Here is a 15,745-nt window from a genome sequence, read left to right on the forward strand (position 1 = left end):
AGTTCCGACCTGCACGAATGGTGTAACGATCTGGGCACTGTCTCAACCATGAGCTCTGTGAAATTGTAGTCTCGGTGAAGATGCCGAGTACCCGCAATGGGACGAAAAGACCCTGTGAACCTTTACTATAACTTCGTATTGACTTTGAGTAAGTAATGTGTAGGATAGGTGGGAGACTTTGAAGCAGGCACGCTAGTGTTTGTGGAGTCAACGTTGAAATACCACCCTTTACTTACTTGGAGCCTAACTTCTTTTAGAAGGACATTGCGTGGTGGGTAGTTTGACTGGGGTGGTCGCCTCCAAAAGAGTAACGGAGGCTTTCAAAGGTACCCTCAGCACGCTTGGTAACCGTGCGTAGAGTGTAATGGCATAAGGGTGCTTGACTGTGAGACCTACAAGTCGATCAGGTGCGAAAGCAGGACATAGTGATCCGGTGGTTCCGTATGGAAGGGCCATCGCTCATAGGATAAAAGGTACTCCGGGGATAACAGGCTAGTCTCCCCCAAGAGCTCATATCGACGGGGAGGTTCGGCACCTCGATGTCGGCTCGTCACATCCTGGGGCTGGAGAAGGTCCCAAGGGTTGGGCTGTTCGCCCATTAAAGTGGCACGCGAGCTGGGTTCAGAACGTCGTGAGACAGTTCGGTCTCTATCTATTGCGGGCGTTAGATGTTTGAGAGGGCTTGATTCTAGTACGAGAGGACCGAATTGAACAAACCTCTGGTGTATCAGTTGTTCCGCCAGGAGCACCGCTGAGTAGCTACGTTTGGAAGAGATAAGCACTGAAAGCATATAAGTGCGAAACTCGCCTCAAGATGAGACATCTTTTAAGGGTCGTTGGAGATGACGACGTTGATAGGCTACAGGTGTAAAGTTGGTAACAGCATAGCCGAGTAGTACTAATTACCCGTAGATTTATTGCCTATTAAAAGGAATAAATATAATCATCAAATGAGTAATCATTAATATTACATTAAAAACCTATCTCAAGAATTGCTAGCAAGTGCAAGAAAGGTTTTGTCTTTGTGACTGTTTTTATCGATAAAATAAGGTATCAGGAAAAAGGTATCAGGATTTAGCGTAATGCTAGGGCCTAACCCCTAATCCCTCGAACCTTCATATAACGCCTTTAGGGTGGTTTTAGCGGTGGGGCTCACCTGTTCCCATTCCGAACACAGAAGTTAAGCCCACCAGCGCCGATGGTACTGCGAAAGCGGGAGAGTAGGTCGCCGCCAGTTTTTATTTAAAAGTCTCATACATTTATTTGTATGAGACTTTTTTTTGTTACATACCCAAAGAAAACCCGCAACCCAACTCAAAGTTTGACTTTTGCTAGATGCTAGATGCTAGATGCTAGATGCTAGATGCTAGATGCTAGATGCTAGATGCTAGATGCAATCTCTTTATCCACCAACTCTGCCGCTCTCTTTGTCATCCTGAAAGGATCTCAACAGCGAAATTCAAAAAAAGGGTAGAGATTCTTCACTCCACTACATTCCATTCAGAATGACAGATTCATGACATACTTTGAAATAAAATAAGATAACGATGTATTCGAAGATAAATACTTCAATGCTTACCTCGGGGATTATTTATTGGTAATCCTCATCGCCTCTAAACCTAACAGGTTTTTGAAACCTGTTAGGTTTGCTTTAAGAGTAAAAAAATCAACATTTCATCCATCCACTATTGTCTATGCTCAATCTATTCAATACTTAACCAAACATCTGTGTCAATCTGCGAAAATCTGTGGGAAATGAAAAACAGTCCACTCACGCTTCAAGTCCAAACCTGCTAGATTTACTAGGGTATACCTTATATATAGTATACTTGGGATTGTATTTAATATTCAATAGAGGTGGGCTTCAGCCCACTTTAATGATATGAATATTAAAAGGCTTTAGCCAAAACTTAAATTATGACTTCCATTATCATTTACCTCCAAGTAAGAATAACTCAATAAATAAAAAGAATAGACTTTCCCTTTGTATTCTTTTGATAAGTTTACGCCTTTATTTAGCTTGTATACTCAAACTTCAATCATCCCTTCTGTCTTGCATAAACAAAATAGAAATAAGTATTTGCCCACACTCATAATGCTAATTTTATTCTTTCTTAATTTTCTAAAAATAAAGGGTATTTTAATTTTAAAAATAAAATTAATTAGATTATTAATCTCTGAAATAGCGATAAATAAAGAGAATTTAAATTTTAAATTTATATTTTATTATTTATTTATGTTAAATGTGTTTTTTTTACGAAACATTTGTAAATTAGCGGCTTTATTAGTGTATATGAAAAAGATAATTCTACCTGTTTTATTTGCTGCATTCGCAGTATTTCCTTCTACTTTATTTGGACAAGATAATGAGAAGCTTATTAAAGATTATATCTCTCAAAATAAATTGAGAGAGTATAAAAAATCTGACCTTACGAATTTCATTATTGATAATGTAGATAATTCGAAGTCCTTAAATGGAAATGTTGTTAAATTTCAACAAACATATAATGGTTTTCCAGTATATAGTTCTGTTGGGACCGTACTTATTAAAGACAATAAAATTGTTTATTACACAGATAACTTCGTAAAGAATTACTCGGTATCTACACCAAATACTGCTGTGATTAGCAAAGGTACTGCACTTCAGAAAATTGCTGAAGATTTACAAAATCCGGAAATTAATAACTTTACCATTCTGGAACGTTCTCAGAAAGGTGGGAATAATAATGCAACGGCAAGACAAAGATTAGTTTATGCAAATGATGGGAATGAAAAACTACGTTTAGCATATGAGTATAGTCTGGCAGAGCCTAAAACATCAAATTATTGGAATATACTAGTAGATGCAAATGATGGAAAAATTATTGAAAAAAATAATTTAACATTATCATGTAATTTTACACTTGATCCATATGCTTCAGATTTTACACATGATCATTTGACTGATAATAACAATCAATTAATTGGTGCGGAAAATAAAGCTCCACAAAATTTTCCTTTCTTTGTTCCGGACAATGCTTCCTATAATGTGTTTCCTTTACCTATTGAGTCTGCTACCTTTGGATCTAGGTCAGTTATTTCAAATCCTTGGATGCTTAATGCTTCGCCTGAAGGATGGCATTCTGACGGTACCACTCATTATACTGTAACCAGAGGAAATAATGTTTTTGCGTATGAAGATGTTGCAGGAACAGCTTTAACTATACCTCCTGATTACTTACCAGGAACGCCAGCAGATGGAGGGGCAACAAGGAATTTTAATTTTCCTTTTAATATTGATGGAACACCTGCAGCTAATAGAAATGCTGCTATCACAAATTTATTTTATTTAAACAATAGAATCCACGATGTTTTCTATCAGTTCGGATTTACAGAATCGGCTAGAAATTTTCAAGATAATAACTTTGGAAAAGGAGGTGTAAACGATGACTCTGTATATGCTGAAGCACAGGATGGAAGTGGATTAAATAATGCCAATTTTGGAACTCTACAGGATGGAATTAATCCTAGAATGCAAATGTATCTATGGTTAGGATCAAATCGTAAATTATTTTATAATACTCCATCTGATGCAGTTGCAAGAGTTGTGAACGCTGGTGTCGCACAATTTGGCCCTGCTTTAAATGCTACCGGAATAACTGGTGATGTAAAACTTGGAAGTGTTATTGATGGATGTACTGCGCTACCTGCAGGTGAAATGACTGGTAAAATTGGACTTATTGAAAGGGGAGGTGCTGCTAATTGTGGTTTTGCTGTAAAAGTTAAAAACGCACAAAATGCTGGGGCTATTGGTACAATTATTTATAATAATACAGCTAATGGTGCTACCATAGGAAATATGGGTGGAACAGATGCTACAATCACAATACCATCTATATTAATTACAAATGCTGAAGGAGAATTCATTAAAACAAAACTAGCTGCGAATACTGTTGTGAATGTTGACCTAAGAGTAGATGCAAAATATGATGGAAGCTTTGATAATGGTATTGTTACTCATGAATATGGCCATGGTATTTCAAATAGGCTAACGGGAGCGGGCTACAACTGCTTAAATTCCAATGCAGATAAAGAACAAATGGGTGAAGGTTGGTCAGATTTCTTTGCTTTAATGTTGACCAATAAAGCGGGAGATAATGCTTCAGTACCAAGAGGTATTGGTACTTATGTGATAGGTGAGGATAATGCGGGAGATGGTATTAGACCAGCAAAATATTCTCCAAATTTTACTATTAATAGTTTCACTTATGGTAATACTAACGGTATGGAATATAACAACGGAACTGCTGTTGTTCCGGATGTGCATTCTATTGGATTTGTTTGGGCAACCATGTTATGGGATCTAAACTGGAAATATGTTGAGAAATATGGATACTCTTCTGATGTAACAGCTAATACTACAAATGGTAGTACAAAAGTATTACAGTTAGTTACTGATGCATTAAAGCTGCAACCTTGTAATCCTACATTTATTGATGGCAGAAATGCAATTTTAGCTGCTGAATTGGCTACAACAGGAGGTGCTGATAAATGTATGATCTGGAATGTTTTTGCAAAAAGAGGCTTGGGAGTTAATGCTTCTGCAGGAAGCAAAACGAATATTAATGATCAAGTACAAGATTTGACTGTACCAGCTGAATGTGCTAGCTTAGCAACAAACGAAGTAAAAGCAGTTAAAAATGTGATTTCAATCTATCCGAATCCTGCTAAAAACGAATTCTTCATCAATTTCCCAAGCAATACAATTGGTAAAGTAAGTGTTGAGATCTACGATATGTCAGGAAAATTAGTTTCTTCAGAAGATAAAATATCTCCTGATACTAAAAAAGCAATTTCTACAAGTAATTTAATAAACGGAACGTATATGGTGAAGATCAAAGGCCTTGGCTTTGATGCTGCATCTAAAGTAATTGTTAATAAATAAGATCGAAAAGATCAAATTATATATCGCCTCAAGCTTGCTTGGGGCGATTTTATTTATCTATGATACTAATCACCTTCTGACAAATTTGATTATTATATCGTAACTTTGCCGGCTGTTTAAAAAAAGAATATGAAGAAGAAAAATATACTTAAAGGAGTTTTATTTGTCGGGATTGGAGCCAGTATATATGGTATGCTAGCAACATTTGTTAAGATGGCTTATCATGACGGATATACCACTTCAGAAGTTACAACTGCTCAGTTTATCTTAGGATTGGTAGGATTATTAATTTTAAATTTTATTCAAACCATAACATCAAAGCAAAAATTACCATCACCTAGTCGTAAAGAAATAAAAATGCTTATGCTTGCTGGTACTTCTTTAGGGTGTACAAGTTTGTTTTATTATATCGCCGTTCAGTATATTGCTGTTTCTATTGCTATTGTATTGTTGATGCAGTCTGTATGGTTTAGCGTAGTTGTTGAAAGTTTTTTAACAAAGAAATTACCTAATGCCAGAAAAATAGTATCCGTTGTTATTGTTTTATTAGGAACGGTTTTAGCGACGAATCTTATCAATATGGATATTGAGCTAGATTGGCACGGTATATTCTGGGGATTATTAGCGGCAGCTTCTTACACATTAACGATGTTTACCTCTAATACCTTAGCGACTCATTTACCGGTTTTAAGAAAAAGTATTGTGATGCTTTCAGGAGGTTCTATTGTGATATTTGCATTTTTATTTTTTGCTCAGATAGGACCAATGTATTCTGATGGACTAAGATCTATTTATTTAAATTTCACAGAAAATACGCAGCATATCCACTCTTTTGATTATTCAATATTATGGACGTATGGTTTTGCTCTGGCTATTTTTGGAACAATTATTCCTCCCATTTTGTTTAATATTGGTTTCCCAAATGCGGGATTAGGTTTAGGAAGTATTGTTTCATCATTGGAACTTCCGGTTTCTGTAACCATGGCTTACGTTTTATTGGGCGAAAAGGTTGAATTGATTCAATGGATGGGAATTATCCTTATTCTTTTTGCGATTGTTTTAATGAATCTACCTTCTAAAAAAGAAATGACAATAGCAGAAGTTGCTTAAAAATAATAAGCTATACATATAATGAAAACCGTTTCTCTTGAGACGGTTTTATTTTTTTAATGAAAAGATCTTTCCATAGCTTAGACATCGCCAAAGCCATTCCAATAGTCCATAATTATATTTTTTCAGCCACCATCTACTAAAAATGATCTGTAAAATAAAGACAAGAATGGAAATCAATATATATTGATATAATGGCCAGTCTACCTTTAAACAGATAAAAAGAAAAAAAGCAATGATATTTTGTGTGATATAGTTGGTTAAGGTCATTTTACCGACAATTTGTAACCCTGAGAAAATCCTTTTAGCTTTGCCGGCATTATACATCAAGATAATTCCTGTAGTTATAAACGTCATAATACAAAGTATTTCAGGATAAAATAGATTGTAATACGTATTGAATTCCCACTCATATTTTTCTATTAGAATTTGACTGAAAAATAAAACAGTTGATAAGCTTAAACTAACCCAAAATATCTTCTTTAAAAGTTTTGGATTACTATGTATGATTGAGAAAAAATTACTGCGATGCAGGGCAGCACCAATTAAAAAACAGCCTAATTGTATCAGATGCAATATAATAGAATAACTTAAACGAAACATCCATTTATATCTCATAATAAGGTTGGCCTTAATATGATCGAAGAAAGTATTCCTATCATAAAATTCATAAAACAGGTCGCGGTCTTTAGGTGCAAATAATAAATGATGTCTCCCTAAAAAGGATTGTAAAAATGGAGTTAGTAATAAGATTGTAACTCCAATGATAAATAGATTTTTGGTATTAAGATTATAGAAAAGGAGCAGTATTAATCCCATAAAAGCGTAGTCGTTGAGAATATCACCGCCAAAAAAAAGTGTATTGATAAAAGCAAAAACAAATAGCCACATCATACGCTTGATGAAAAATACATTGGTTGATTGACCGCTGGAGCTTATCTTTTTTAATAAGATGGAAAAACTAAAGCCAAATAATAGGGCGAGTAAAGTCCAGCCTTTTGAACGGAGTATAATTTCAGAAATCCTTTCAATGAGAGAAGTGAGCGTATCTGCTTCTACTGTTATGGAATGAGTATTCCAAGTGTATATCGTGGCATAATTCATGACAACAACGCTAAATAATGCCCAGCCTCGTAAAATATCTATGATGGGAATTCGCTGATTTTGTAAAACAGGACTGTTGTTATTCATAGATAATCGTGATAAGTATAAAAGTATTCTGTGAATAATACTTTTTTTGGTTATTTTTCTCAAATATACTTTTGTATTCTGTGGTCTGAATATTATTTATGTTAATGTTTATATAAAAGAATATTGTAAAATGGTAAATTATCTTAAAAGTTTTAAATGAAAACTAAAATACTCATTATAAACCATTTCCTTTGGAGTAGTTTTTTTAATTTTATACTTAAATAAAAATTCATGAAACATTTTAGAAATGCTGTTGCGGTTATTATGTTATCGATTGCGCCAACTTTACTGTTTTCACAAGTAAAACCTTTGGATGCAGATCTTACCAATTATCAATATCCTTATGAAGTTCATTTCATTAATTTAAAATCTCAGAACAACGATCTGAAAATGGCGTATATGGATGTAAAGCCTAAAACGTCCAACGGGAAAACAATACTGCTGCTTCACGGGAAAAATTTCAATGGGGCTTATTGGGCAAAAACGGCAAAAGATCTTTCAGATAAAGGATTCAGAGTAATTATTCCAGATCAAATCGGATTTGGGAAATCATCAAAACCTCAAAGTTATCAGTTCTCTTTTTCTCAATTGGCAGAAAATACAAAAGCAATTTTGGACGAATTGAAAATTGATAAAACAATTGTTTTAGGGCACTCAATGGGAGGAATGGTTGCCACGAGATTTACATTGCTATATCCTGAAATGGTTCAAAAATTAATTCTTGAAAACCCAATCGGATTGGAGGATTATAAAACCTTTGCAGGCTATCAAACGATAGATCAGGCATATCAGTCAGAATTAAAAAATACCGCAGAAACGTATAAAAACTATCAGTTGAAATTTTATTATGATAATAAATGGAAAGCGGAATATCAGCCTTGGTTGGATTTAATTGCAGGTTGGACTTTACATGCTGATTATCCAAAAGTAGCTTGGGATGCAGCGCTTACCACAGATATGATTTATAATCAGCCGGTTTGTTATGAGTTTAAAAATATTAAAACTCCTACTTTATTAATTATCGGAACGAGAGACAGAACCGCGATAGGAAAGGATAGAGCTCCAAAAGAATTGCAATCCAAAATGGGGCAGTATCAAGAATTAGGAAAAAAAACGCAGCAACAAATTGAAGGTTCAAAATTAGTGGAAATTGAAAATGTAGGACATCTTCCGCACATTGAAGTTTATGATAAATTCTGGAATGCTTTATATGATTTTATTAGATAAGGCAGGAAGCTAGAAGATGAAATTACAGTATTGAGAATAATATGTTCGTTATTCACAATCTTTGTCATTCCGTAGGAATCTAGGCTCATTTTGTAGGAATCGAATTATAAAATTGTTGTTTATATTCCTTTGCAATGACCAAAATAAAAAGAGACTGCTCAAATATGAACAGCCTCTTTTTGTATGTATTGTTGTCTGAATTATTTCTTCTTGTAAGTAGCGTCTTTAATTCTCGCTTTCTTACCTCTAAGATCTCTAAAGTAATAGATTCTAGATCTTCTAACGCTACCTTTTCTGTCAACTTCAATTTTTTGAAGAGCTGGCATATTGATAGGGAATACTCTTTCTACACCTACATCACCAGACATTTTTCTGATAGTGAAAGTTTTTGTAGAACCAGTACCTCTTATTTGGATAACTGTTCCTTTGAAGAACTGAGTTCTAGTTTTTTGTCCTTCTTTAATTTCGTAATACACAGTGATTGTATCACCAGCTTTGAATTCAGGAAATTCTTTTTTTGTAATGTACTTGTCTTGTACGTACTTTAATAAATCCATTTTTATTAATAATAAAATGTTAAGGCTAAGCAACTTACACGTTTTTCGTCAGAGGTTGAATAACAGGTTGCAAATGTACAAAATACTTTTTGAATATGCCAAATAATTTTTTGTTATTAAACTACATATTTTCAGTGTTTTTGGCTTCAAAAATTAACATATCCTTTACGCAGACGGCAGATTGAGTTTACATGGGAATTCCTACTTTTGCCCGAACTAAAAACGACAGTAACCATTTCTTGCATTCATTCCTACACAATTTAAAAATCTATACACTACTTTATTATGAAACATTACTTATTTTTTTTCTTTTTTGTCGTCCAGATGGCATTTGGGCAGGCTTTGTATCCGTATTTACAAAACCCGACACCCAATTCTATGATTGTTAATTGGAAGACTTCTTCTAATAATGAAACAACCGTTATCTACGGAAATTCTCCAACAAGTTTGAATGTTACCGTTACCGGAACAACAAACATTTTTTCGGATACAGGATATAATAACAACTATTATTATCACACGGCGAAGATTACCAACTTGCTGCCGAACACCAAATATTATTACAAAATAAAAACAGGAACCAGCGAATCTGCAGTGTATAACTTCAGAACATTGCCTTTGCCTGGGCAAGCTGTAACAGCAAATGGAAAAATCCGTTTCCTGATTATGGGAGACAACCAGATTAAAGCGGAACCGAGATATGATACCTTAACTTTAAATGCCTATAAAAAGTTAAAAGAAAAATTCGGAGCGACTTCAGATCCTTCTGATAATGTGGCGTTGACTTTTATGGTGGGAGATCAGGTAGATGTAGGAACGCTTGATCATTATGAAAATGTTCACTTTAAAAAGAATATTAATTTATCACCTTATCTTCCAATCCAGACAACCGTTGGAAACCATGAAACGTACGGAACGATGGGGATGAACTCTTATTACGCCCATTTCTATATTGATGAAATTAAATATAAAAATATCACTTCAGGAAATGAGAATTATTATGCTCAACAAGCCGGGAATGTTTTGTTCATCAGTTTAAGTTCAGAACATACGGGTTCGGCTCAACAGACTTGGCTTCAACAGATTTTAAATGAAGCAAATAATGACCCTACCGTAGATTGGATCATTTCGTTAAGCCACAGACCTTATCAGGCTGAGCAATATGTAGGAGATATTTCAACTTGGGTTAGAAATAATGCCGTTCCGCTTTTAACGACATCTAGCAAATATTTGATGCATGTTGGAGCTCACCATCATTTATACCACAGAGGACAATTAAAAGATTCACCAAATTACCAGTTGATTTCTGGTGGAGTGGCTTGGGATCAATATTGGGGAATGTCTACCGAGCAGGATTTTGATGATGTTCAGAAAACATTGACAGATTGGACATATCAAATTGTTGAAGTAGATGTAGCCAGCGGAAAAGTAGATGTTGAATGTTATTCGATTGGTGGCGTTTACAATAAAAAGAATAATGAATTAATAGATACATTCCATAGGTATAAAAATCAGCCTAAACCTGCAAAACCATCGATTACCAATACGTTTTCAGCGCCTATAACGTTGCCGTTAACATTAAATGGAAGTGCTTTTTCATCTTCTAGCAACGAATTATTAAACACAACCCAGTTCTTAATAAGCAAAGCAGCCGATTTTTCTGTTATTGAAAAGGAATTCTACAGAGATTACGAAAACTGGTTTGGGAAAGATGGAAACGGAACACCGGATAAAACTAAAAACTTAAATGCCGGAGTAGATATCACCAAGGCTACCATTGGAACCAATGCTATTTCAAACGGAACGTATTATGTAAAAACCCGTTACAGAGACAGAAATCTAGAATGGAGTGATTGGAGCGATGTAAAACAGTTTCAAGTTACGGGAAGTGTAGTTTCTAATCCTACATTTGTTTTAGATAAAACCGAATACACCCAAAACTCACCTATTACAGCTACTTACACAGGCGGTCCTGGAAATCAGCAAGATTGGGTGGGGATCTATAAAAAAGGACAAAGCCCTGCAGGAGTAACATCTCAAGGTTTTATTTATACGAACGGACAAACTGCCGGAACAGCTCTTTTCACGAATGGTTTACCTAATAAAGGTCAATATTACGCCGGATTTTTTGCCAACAATGGGTACACAGAAATTACACCAAGAAAGAATTTCTATGTAGGTCCGAAAGTCGTTTTACAGGCAACAGCAGATACATATCCTGTGGGCGGAACGGTAACTGTTAATTTCAGTAACGGTCCCAATTTGGTAAAAGACTGGATCGGAATTTATAAAATGGGACAAACTCCAGGAACCAATACTTCTATTAAATGGGATTATGTAACGACAGCTTCAGGAACGCTTAATTTTACAGGACTTCCAAAAGGATATTATTATGCTACTTATTTGCTTGAAGACGGATATACGCCAATTGGGGAGAAAGTTTTCTTTAAAGTGGGAGACATTGTTACCGAACTTTGGGCTAATAAACCAATTTATACTTTAGGGGAAAGTATCACCGCTTCTTGGACAGATTCTCCGGGAATTATCAAAGACTGGTTGGGAATTTATCCTCAGAATATTCAGACGCCGGATGATAATTTTGTTTCTTATACGTATTTTGATGGGGTTACGCAGGGAACAAAGACAATTCAGGGAACAGCAGTTCCTGCGACACCTGGAAATTATTATATGGTAATGTTTACCAATGATTCTTATACAGAGGTTTCAAACAGAGTACAATTTCAGGTAGCAGGGCCAACGTTAGGTACAGATGAAGTTCATAACAGTACTACGAAAAATGTAATTTTATATCCGAATCCTACAAAACCTGGCCAGCCAACATTTATTAAGAGTGATTATCCAATTGATAAAATTGAATTGATCTCAGCGAATGGAGACCTTTTGTATGAATCGAAAAATATCAATAATCAACGATTCTCTTTAGTGAATGAAAACCTTCCAAAAGGAGTCTATTTCGTGAAAGTTCACACAAGAAAATTATTTACGTTGAAATTGATTATTCAGTAAAATTTGAAGTAATTTATTTTTAAAGAAAGAGTCCCAAAGGGACGATTTAACGGAGGATTGGATAAAATCCAATCAAACAAAAAAACAAAAAAACAAAAAAAAGCAGGAATTAATTTTCCTGCTTTTCTGTTATGTATAAGGATCTGCTTTTTTCTTTTTAATAAATCGGTCAATACCAAAAGCTTTATAGCCGTACAATGAAAATAATCCTAAGATCATGATGTATAAAACCTGTGGAAGATAGAAGAAATAGCTCAGCCATGTAAAATTATCCATCGGACGGTTTCCCACTTTAGGATCAATAGGAATTAATTCTGTAGGAATAGAATGAATATCTTTTGTAAAGAGAGCAACAAGCATGACAATGATTAAAGCGAATGAACTCAATCTTGTCAACAGTCCCAAAAGCAATAATAATCCCCAGAACATTTCATTAGATGCAACAAAATTAGCCATCAACTGAGGGTTTGAAAAGCCCAAGCTAGTAATTGTTTTCAGCATATATCCCTGAAAAACGGGATGAAAGAGCTTGTTGAAACCGGTGACAAAAAAGAATAAACCAATGCTTATTCTGCATAGTACATAAAATACGTCTCCGATTTTGTTGAAATTTTCTTTTTGCATTGTGTATTCTATAATTAATTTAAAAAAAACTGTGTATGAGAGGGATTAAGACGCCAAATGTATAAAAAGTAAGATCAAAATTCAAATAAATTCCTAGATACCGTAGTTATGAGAAAAATTATTAAATTTAGCCAACAGAAAAATCTAATATTTCATGATAGATAAAAGAGTAAAAAATGCAAAGGAGGCCATCGACGGAATTAAAGATGGAATGACTTTAATGTTGGGTGGTTTTGGACTTTGCGGAATTCCTGAAAACTCAATTAATGCTTTAGTAGAAAGCGATGTGAAAGATTTAACATGTATTTCAAATAATGCAGGTGTTGATGATTTCGGATTGGGATTATTGCTTCATAAAAGACAAATTAAGAAGATGATCTCTTCTTATGTAGGAGAAAATGCAGAGTTCGAAAGACAAATGCTTTCGGGAGAATTGGATGTTGAATTGACTCCACAGGGAACTCTTGCTGAAAAATGCAGAGCAGCTCAGGCTGGAATTCCTGCTTTTTATACCCCTGCAGGTTTCGGAACTGAAGTAGCAGAAGGTAAAGAAGTAAAAGATTTTCACGGTAAACCTCATATCTTAGAACATGCTTACGAAGCAGATTTCTCTATTGTTAAAGCTTGGAAAGGAGATCACGCAGGAAACCTTATTTTCAAAGGGTCTGCAAGAAACTTCAATCATCCAATGGCTGGAGCGGCAAAAATAACGGTTGCTGAAGTAGAAGAATTGGTAGCACCGGGAGAATTAGATCCTAACCAAATTCATATTCCTGGAATTATGATTCAAAGGATTTTCCAGGGAGAAAAATTTGAAAAAAGAATTGAACAGAGAACAGTGAGAACAAAAGACTAATCTCTTTTGATGAAGAGTATTCGAAACAAAATATTTTAACACTTAAGTTTTTTGAAGTTAAGATTTTACAACAAAGAAGAACATATTAGTTTTTGAAAATCTTTAGATATTGAGCGGAGTCGAAATATTCTTCTTATGTGCTCTTAATTATTTCCAAAGCTTTAAACTTTCTCAAGTGCTAAAATCTTTTGAAACTTTTGTGGTTAAAGAATAAAAACAAAAGCGCTGAAATATTTCAGCGCTTTATTTATGTTATGATTCCGGGGAAATAAGCATTTTCCTTTCCCCAATCTGTTGTCTCCACATCGCATAATACAAACCTTTTTCGGCAATCAAATTATCATGAGAACCCATTTCTATGACTTGTCCGCGTTCCAATACATAAATTCGGTCTGCATGCATGATGGTGCTTAAACGGTGGGCAATAAGAACGGTAATCTGCTCTTTCTCTTCGGAAATATTTTTGATGGTAGAAGTAATCTCTTCTTCAGTAATACTATCCAGTGCAGACGTTGCCTCATCAAAAATCAATAAATGTGGCTTTCTTAAAAGTGCTCTTGCAATGGCAATTCTTTGTTTTTCACCACCACTTAGTTTTAGTCCGCCTTCCCCGATAACGGTTTCGATGCCTTTTTCAGCTCTTTCTATTAATGCGGTACAACTCGATTTCTGTAGCGCTATTTCTATATCAGCATCTGAAGCATTAGGATTCACAAAAAGAAGATTTTCTTTAATGGTTCCTGCAAAAAGTTGGGTGTCTTGGGTTACAAAACCAATTTGATTTCTCAGTTCATCAAAATCAAATTCTTTTCCGTTAATCGTATTATAAAAAATATTTCCTTCCTGAGGTCTATACAATCCAACCAGCAATTTCACCAATGTACTTTTCCCTGAACCACTTGGTCCTACAAAAGCGATGGTTTCACCGTTTTTAACATCAAAAGAGATATTATTTAAAGCTTTATATTGAGCAGACTGATGTTTGAAAGAAACATGTTTAAATTCTAATTCTTCAATAGCCCCAATTTGTTTTGGATGAAGTGGCTTTTCTTCGACTTCTTTTTTCATTAAACGATCAAAATTAGTAAGGGAAGCTTCGGCTTCACGATAAGAAATAATGATGTTTCCGATTTCCTGCATCGGTCCGAAAATAAAGAATCCATAAAACATTAGAGATAAATATTGTCCGGGAGTAACGATGTTTTTAAAAATTAATAATAACAAGGTCATGGTGATCATCTGTTGAAGAAAATTCACCATTGTTCCCTGAATAAAACTTAAAGAACGGATACTTTTAACCTTTCTAAGCTCGAGCCCAAGGATCTTGTAGGTGTTATTATTTAAACGGATAACTTCCTGATTGGTTAATCCTAAACTTTTAACAATTTCAATGTTTCTTAAGCTTTCCGTAGTACTTCCCGCTAAAGCCGTAGTTTCTGAAACTATATTTTTTTGAATACTCTTGATTCTCTTACTTAATAAATTGGTGATAAAAGCAATCAGAAAAATTCCGCAAATATACACCGGCATAATCGACCAATGTAAACGGATAGCATACACGGAAACGAAAATAATGCTGACCAAAATTCCGAAGAAAATATTAATAAAACTTGTAATGAATTTTACAGTATCTTCTCTTACTTTCGTTAGAATAGACAACGTTTCACCACTTCTTTGGTCTTCAAATTCCTGAAATGGCAATGCCATAGAATGCTGTAAACCGTCTGTAAATATTTTGGCGCCAAACTTTTGGGTTATCACACTTACGGCATAATCTTGAAAAGCTTTGGCTATTCTACTGATCATCGCTGTTCCTATAAGCAAAGTTAAAAAATAGAAAACACCGTGGTAAATTCCATCTCCATATAAATATTGATCCATATTTCGGGGAAGGACTTTTTCCTTATCAAAAAAATTAGGGTGGGTAACCAACTGATCCAGGATATTACCTGTTATGGCAGGAGCAAATAAAGAAAAAACCTGATTAATTGTTGCCAAAAATAAACAAAGGGCAATCAACCATTGGTAAGGTTTAAGGTATCTTAAAAGTATTTTCATTCTAATAAATAATTGTACAAAATTAACAATATTATTTTGACTAACAGTGTTAATAATTTTTATGATGAACTGCTATTCTGTATAATTGAAGAAATCTTTGTATTAAAAAGACAGCTTTCTCCCGAACTCAGGTGATAGTAATAATTTTGAATAACAAAGACCTTTTGTATT

Annotated in this window: 9 protein-coding genes and 2 rRNA genes; 7 read left to right on the forward strand and 4 right to left on the reverse strand. The window is 34.6% G+C overall.

Annotated elements, in window-relative coordinates; all coding sequences use genetic code 11:
- The 4 genes from AMQ68_RS10505 to AMQ68_RS10520 form a co-directional block, all read left to right on the forward strand.
- Positions 1-922: ribosomal RNA gene (locus AMQ68_RS10505) — 23S ribosomal RNA — on the forward strand; the annotation flags it as partial.
- Between the two features lie 207 nt (positions 923-1,129).
- A 5S ribosomal RNA gene (gene rrf / locus AMQ68_RS10510) occupies positions 1,130-1,237 on the forward strand.
- 1,056 nt (positions 1,238-2,293) lie between these two features.
- The gene (locus AMQ68_RS10515; protein ID WP_123905668.1) at positions 2,294-4,924 is read left to right on the forward strand and encodes a T9SS-dependent M36 family metallopeptidase; all 2,631 of its coding nucleotides are present in this window, start codon (positions 2,294-2,296) and stop codon (positions 4,922-4,924) included.
- Between the two features lie 129 nt (positions 4,925-5,053).
- Entirely contained in the window at positions 5,054-6,034 is a 981-nt protein-coding gene (locus tag AMQ68_RS10520) for a DMT family transporter (protein ID WP_054510601.1), read from the forward strand.
- Between the two features lie 48 nt (positions 6,035-6,082).
- On the opposite strand, the gene AMQ68_RS10525 is transcribed toward AMQ68_RS10520, so the two are convergent.
- Positions 6,083-7,225 carry a DUF418 domain-containing protein gene (locus AMQ68_RS10525; protein ID WP_054510602.1) on the reverse strand — a complete coding sequence of 381 codons (1,143 nt, stop codon included), beginning with the start codon at positions 7,223-7,225 and terminating at the stop codon, positions 6,083-6,085.
- Positions 7,226-7,456: 231 nt separating this feature from the next.
- On the opposite strand from AMQ68_RS10525, the gene AMQ68_RS10530 reads away from it, so the two are divergent.
- The gene (locus AMQ68_RS10530; protein ID WP_054510603.1) at positions 7,457-8,452 is read left to right on the forward strand and encodes an alpha/beta fold hydrolase; all 996 of its coding nucleotides are present in this window, start codon (positions 7,457-7,459) and stop codon (positions 8,450-8,452) included.
- Positions 8,453-8,652: 200 nt separating this feature from the next.
- On the opposite strand, the gene rplS is transcribed toward AMQ68_RS10530, so the two are convergent.
- Positions 8,653-9,009, reverse strand: a complete 357-nt coding sequence (gene rplS / locus AMQ68_RS10535; RefSeq protein ID WP_054510604.1) for a 50S ribosomal protein L19 — start codon at positions 9,007-9,009, stop codon at positions 8,653-8,655.
- Between the two features lie 285 nt (positions 9,010-9,294).
- Here rplS and AMQ68_RS10540 point away from each other — a divergent pair, with 285 nt between their 5' ends.
- Positions 9,295-12,036 (forward strand): fibronectin type III domain-containing protein, encoded by a 2,742-nt coding sequence (locus tag AMQ68_RS10540; RefSeq protein ID WP_054510605.1) that lies wholly within the window; start codon positions 9,295-9,297, stop codon positions 12,034-12,036.
- A 129-nt stretch (positions 12,037-12,165) separates the two neighbouring features.
- Here AMQ68_RS10540 and AMQ68_RS10550 read toward each other — a convergent pair whose 3' ends face one another.
- Positions 12,166-12,660: a DoxX family protein gene (locus tag AMQ68_RS10550; protein ID WP_054510607.1), complete on the reverse strand. Its 495-nt coding sequence runs from the start codon at positions 12,658-12,660 to the stop codon at positions 12,166-12,168.
- Positions 12,661-12,814: 154 nt separating this feature from the next.
- Between AMQ68_RS10550 and AMQ68_RS10555 the strand changes: the two genes are divergently transcribed.
- Positions 12,815-13,516, forward strand: a complete 702-nt coding sequence (locus tag AMQ68_RS10555) for a CoA transferase subunit A (RefSeq protein ID WP_054510608.1) — start codon at positions 12,815-12,817, stop codon at positions 13,514-13,516.
- Between the two features lie 252 nt (positions 13,517-13,768).
- Here AMQ68_RS10555 and AMQ68_RS10560 read toward each other — a convergent pair whose 3' ends face one another.
- Positions 13,769-15,574 carry an ABC transporter ATP-binding protein gene (locus AMQ68_RS10560; protein ID WP_054510609.1) on the reverse strand — a complete coding sequence of 602 codons (1,806 nt, stop codon included), beginning with the start codon at positions 15,572-15,574 and terminating at the stop codon, positions 13,769-13,771.
- Between the last annotated feature and the right edge of the window lie 171 nt (positions 15,575-15,745).

The sequence above is a fragment of the Chryseobacterium sp. ERMR1:04 genome (genome assembly GCF_001297705.1).
GTDB lineage: Bacteria > Bacteroidota > Bacteroidia > Flavobacteriales > Weeksellaceae > Chryseobacterium.